4 protein-coding genes are annotated in these 5,042 nt (G+C 67.9%); all 4 read left to right on the top strand.

Annotation, left to right across the window (positions count from 1 at the left end):
* Nucleotides 1–492: maleylpyruvate isomerase family mycothiol-dependent enzyme (locus WAW85_RS10110; RefSeq protein ID WP_422559486.1), on the top strand; the 492-nt coding region annotated here is incomplete at its 5' end.
* 1 nt (nt 493) lies between these two features.
* Nucleotides 494–2,191: an acyclic terpene utilization AtuA family protein gene (locus tag WAW85_RS10105; protein ID WP_422559485.1), complete on the top strand. Its 1,698-nt coding sequence runs from the start codon at nt 494–496 to the stop codon at nt 2,189–2,191.
* A gap of 26 nt (nt 2,192–2,217) precedes the next feature.
* Nucleotides 2,218–3,378, top strand: coding sequence for an acyl-CoA dehydrogenase family protein (locus tag WAW85_RS10100; protein WP_422559484.1), 1,161 nt, complete (start codon nt 2,218–2,220; stop codon nt 3,376–3,378).
* On the top strand, nt 3,375–4,973 hold the full coding sequence (locus tag WAW85_RS10095; protein WP_422559483.1) for an acyl-CoA carboxylase subunit beta: 1,599 nt from the start codon (nt 3,375–3,377) through the stop codon (nt 4,971–4,973). The genes WAW85_RS10100 and WAW85_RS10095 overlap by 4 nt, the downstream gene beginning before the upstream one ends.
* Nucleotides 4,974–5,042: the final 69 nt, after the last annotated feature.

Raw genomic sequence — 5,042 nt, 5'->3', positions numbered from 1 at the left:
CGGCTGTCCGGCGCACTGGTGGCAGTACCCGCGGGCGTCAAGCTCCCGTGGTTCGGTCCGCCGATGTCGGCACCGTCGATGGCCACCGCGCGGCTGATGGAAACCTGGGCGCACGGGCGTGACGTGGCCGACGCGCTCGGCGTCGCCGCCGAGCCCGACGACCGGATCGCCAACATCGTGCACCTGGGCGTGCGTACCCGGGACTTCGCCTACGTCGTCAACGGACTGGCGGCGCCAGCCGACGAGTTTCGCTGGGAAATCACCGCGCCGTCGGGCGAACTGTGGACCTGGGGGCCGCCGGACGCGGCCAATGTGGTGCGCGGGCCCGCCGTCGACTTCTGCGAATTGGTGACTCAGCGTCGCCACCTCGACGATCTGCGACTGGAACTGATCGGCGACGACGCCCAGCAGTGGGGGACCATCGCACAGGTCTTCGCCGGGCCGCCCGGAAGTGGTCGGGCACCGTCGACACCGCCCGAGCAGGCGAACTGACATGACCGACGTGGTGCGCATCGGCAACGCATCGGGCTTCTACGGCGATCGCTTCAGCGCAGTTCAGGAGATGCTGACCGGCGGCGAACTGGACTACCTGACCGGCGACTACCTCGCCGAACTCACCATGCTGATCCTCGGCCGCGATCGCATGAAGGATTCGTCGCTGGGCTACGCCAAGACCTTCCTGCACCAGATGCGTGAGAACCTGGCATTGGCGCTGGACCGGCAGGTGCGGATCGTGGTCAACGCCGGCGGCCTCAACCCGCACGGTCTGGCCGTCGCACTCCGGGAGCTGGCGAGCGAGCTGGGCGTCGACGCCGGAATCGCCTTTGTCTCCGGCGACGACCTCGCCCCGCGCGCCGCCGAACTCGGCCTGGGCGCACCGTTGACCGCGAACGCCTACCTCGGCGCCTTCGGCATCAAGTCCGCGCTGGACCGCGGCGCCGACATCGTGGTGACCGGCCGCGTCACCGATGCCTCGCTGACCGTCGGCCCGGCCGCCGCCGCCTTCGACTGGACCGAGCGCGACCTGCACCCCATCGCCGGAGCCGTGATCGCCGGACACGTGATCGAGTGCGGCGCACAAGCCACCGGCGGCAACTACTCGTTCTTCACCGAAATACCTATGGGGCACTTGGGATTTCCCATCGCCGAACTACATTCGGACGGCTCCTCGGTGATCACCAAGCACGACGGCACCGGTGGCGAAGTGAGTATCGGCACTGTCACTTCCCAGTTGCTGTACGAGGTCCGCGGACCGCGGTATTACAACCCCGATGCCACCGCGCGCCTGGACTCGGTGCAGCTGACGCAACGCGGACCCGACCGCGTCGCGATCTCGGCGGCTACCGGTGAGGCGCCGCCGACTGACCTCAAGGTCTCGCTCAACCAGCTCGCCGGGCTGCGCAACGAGGTGGACGTGGTCCTCACCGGCCTCGACATCGAGGCCAAGGCCACGCTCTTTCAGGAACAGTTCACCGCCGCGCTGCCCGAGGTGCCCGCCGAACTCGAATGGACGCTCGTCCGGCACGACCGCCCCGACGCCGACACCGAGGAACAAGCCAGCGCCATCCTGCGGTGCGTCGCCCGCGACACCGACCCGAAGAAGGTCGGCCGGGCGTTCGCCAACACCGCCGTGCAGCTCGCGCTGGCCACCTACCCCGGTTTCACGCTCACCGCGCCGCCCGGAAACGGGTCGCCGTACGGGGTCTTTGAACCCGGCTACGTCGACGCCGGCTTGGTGGAGCACCGCGTTACGCAGGTCGACGGACGCACCGTGCTGATCCCGCCGTCGGCGCTGCGCGCCACCCCGATGATCGACAACGACGATCCGGCGCCTGTCTCGGCCACCGACTGGGGGCCGACCCGGCGCCTGCCGCTGGGCGCCGTCGCCGGCGCGCGGAGCGGCGATAAAGGCGGCAGCGCCAACATCGGGCTGTGGGCCCGCAGCGATGCAGCCTACCGGTGGCTTGACCAGTTCCTGAGCACCGAGCGGCTGGTCGAGCTGCTCCCGGAGGCCGACGGTCTGGAGATCCACCGCTACCGGCTGCCGAACCTGCGGGCGGTGAACTTCGTGATCGAAGGGATCCTGGGCCGCGGCGTCGCCGAGAACGTCCGCTTCGATCCGCAAGCCAAAGGTCTCGGCGAGTGGTTGCGTTCGCGCCACGTCGAGATCCCGGAACAGCTGCTGCACTGATCCGTTCGTCCACCGAAAGAAGAGATATGCCGATCACCAACGCCGCGTGGGAGACCCCCGAGCGTCGGGCCCTGCGCGCGACGGTGGCCGGATTCGCCCAGCGGCACATTCTGCCGTACCAGGACGAGTGGGAACGCGCCGGCGAGATCCCGCGCGAACTCCACGCCGAGGCTGCCCAACTCGGTCTGATCGGCCTGGCCTACCCGGAGTCGGTGGGCGGGGCTGGCGGTGACGCCGCCGACGCCGGCATTCTGTGCGAGGAGCTGCACGAGCGCGGCGTGGCCGGGGGCGTCTTCGCCTCCCTGTTCACCAGCGGCATCGCCCTGCCGCACCTGATCGCGGCCGGCGACCACACCCAGATCGACACGTGGGTTCGGCCCACCATCGACGGCCGCCTCATCGGCGCCCTGGCAATCACCGAACCGAGCGGCGGCAGCGACGTCGGGAACCTGCGGACCACCGCGGTGCGCGACGGTGAGGCCTACATTGTCAACGGCGCCAAGACTTTCATCACCTCCGGAGTCCGGGCCGACTTCGTGGTGGCCGCGGTGCGCACCGGCGGTCCCGGCGCGGCCGGCGTCTCGCTTCTGGTGATCGAGAAGGGCACACCCGGCTTCGCGGTGGACCGCCAACTCGACAAGATGGGCTGGCGGGCCTCGGACACTGCGGAACTCTCCTTTGTCGACTGCCGCGTTCCGGTGGAAAACCTGGTGGGGGCCGAGAACTCCGGATTCGCCCAGATCGCGGCCGCCTTCGTCACCGAACGCGTGGCCCTGGCGGTGCAGGCGTACGCGCAGGCGCAGCGCTGCCTCGACCTGACGCTCGACTGGGTTCGGGAGCGCGAGACCTTCGGTAAGCCGCTGATCGCCCGGCAGAACGTGCAGGACGCGGTGACCGATATGGCGCGCATGATCGACACCGCCCGCGTCTACACGCGCGCCGTCATCGACCAGTACTGCGCTGGCAATACGGACCTGATCGCCGAAGTCTGCTTCGCCAAGAACACTGCCGTCGAGACCGCCGAGTGGGTCGCCAACAAGGCCGTCCAGCTATACGGCGGGATGGGCTACATGACCGGCACCGAGGTGGAGCGGCAGTACCGCGATATCCGCATCATCGGCATCGGCGGCGGCACCAACGAGATTCTGCGAACACTGGCCGCGAACCGATTGGGGTACACCACGTGACCGTTCTGCGCAGCACACTCGACACCGACTCGGCGGAGTTCGCCGCGAACGTTGAGGCGATGAACGCCAAACTCGCCGAGCTGGACGTGGAGTTCGGCAAGGTGCTCGACGGTGGCGGCGAACGCTCGGTGGCGCGGCACCGTCAGCGCGGAAAGCTGTTGCCGCGCGAGCGCATTGAACTGCTGATCGATGCCGACTCGCCGTTCCTGGAACTGTGTCCGCTCGCCGCCTTCGGCTCAGCGTTCGCGGTCGGCGCCTCAGCGTGCGTCGGCATCGGGGTGGTGGAAGGCGTCGAATGTTTGATCGTGGCCAACGACCCCACCGTCAAAGGTGGCACCTCAAACCCGTGGACGCTGCGAAAGATATTGCGCTGCAACGACATCGCTCTGGAGAACCGGCTGCCGGTGATCTCCCTGGTGGAGTCCGGCGGCGCCGACCTGCCCACCCAGAAAGAAGTCTTCGTTCCGGGCGGTCGGATGTTCCGCGACCTCACCCGACTGTCGGCGGCCGGTATCCCGACCATCGCGCTGGTCTTCGGCAACTCGACCGCAGGCGGGGCCTATGTGCCGGGAATGAGCGACCACATCGTCATGATCAAGGAGCAGTCCAAGGTCTTCCTCGGCGGACCGCCGCTGGTCAAGATGGCCACCGGTGAGGAGAGCGACGACGAGGAACTCGGCGGTGCGCAGATGCATGCGCGCACATCCGGTCTGGCCGACTACCTCGCCGAAGACGAGCAGGACGCGATCCGTCTCGGACGGCGCATCGTCGCCCGGCTGAACTGGCAGAAGAAGGGGCCCGCGCCGTCGTCGCACGCACCGGAACCGCGGTACAGCCCGGAAGAGTTGCTCGGCGTCGTACCCCCGGATCTGAAGGTGCCGTTCGATCCGCGCGAGGTGATCGCGCGGATCGTCGACGACAGTGACTTCGACGAGTTCAAACCCGAATATGGCACCTCGCTGTGCACCGGCTGGGCCCGGATTCACGGATTTGCCGTCGGCATCCTGGCCAACGCACAGGGCGTGCTGTTCTCGGCTGAGTCGCAGAAGGCGACGCAGTTCATTCAGCTCGCGAACCGGTCCAACACGCCACTGCTGTTCTTACACAACACCACCGGCTACATGGTGGGCAAACAGTACGAGCAGGGCGGCATCATCAAGCACGGCTCGATGATGATCAATGCCGTCGCCAACTCGACAGTCCCGCACATCTCGGTCCTGGTCGGCGCCAGCTACGGCGCAGGCCACTACGGGATGTGCGGCCGCGCCTTCGACCCGCGATTCCTGTTCGCCTGGCCGAGCGCGAAATCGGCGGTGATGGGCGGCGCGCAGCTGGCCGGGGTGATCTCCATCGTCGCAAGGGCCTCCACCGAAGCCAAGGGTGGCATCGTCGACGAGGAAGCCGACGCCGGTATGCGCGCGATGATCGAGGCGCAGATCGAAGCAGAATCGGTGCCGATGTTCCTGTCCGGAATGCTCTACGACGACGGCGTCATCGACCCCCGCGACACCCGTTCGGTTCTCGGCATGAGCCTGTCGGCCATCGCGAGTGCGCCAGTGGAGGGCACCAGCAACTTCGGTGTCTTCCGGATGTGAGGAAGCCCATGACTGCGAATGTGATCACGTCCGTCCTCGTCGCCAACCGGGGCGAGATCGCGTGCCGGG

Origin of the sequence: Gordonia sp. (in: high G+C Gram-positive bacteria), from assembly GCF_049299075.1 — a bacterium.
Lineage (GTDB): Bacteria > Actinomycetota > Actinomycetes > Mycobacteriales > Mycobacteriaceae > Gordonia.
This window is presented reverse-complemented; position numbering and strand designations above follow the sequence as displayed.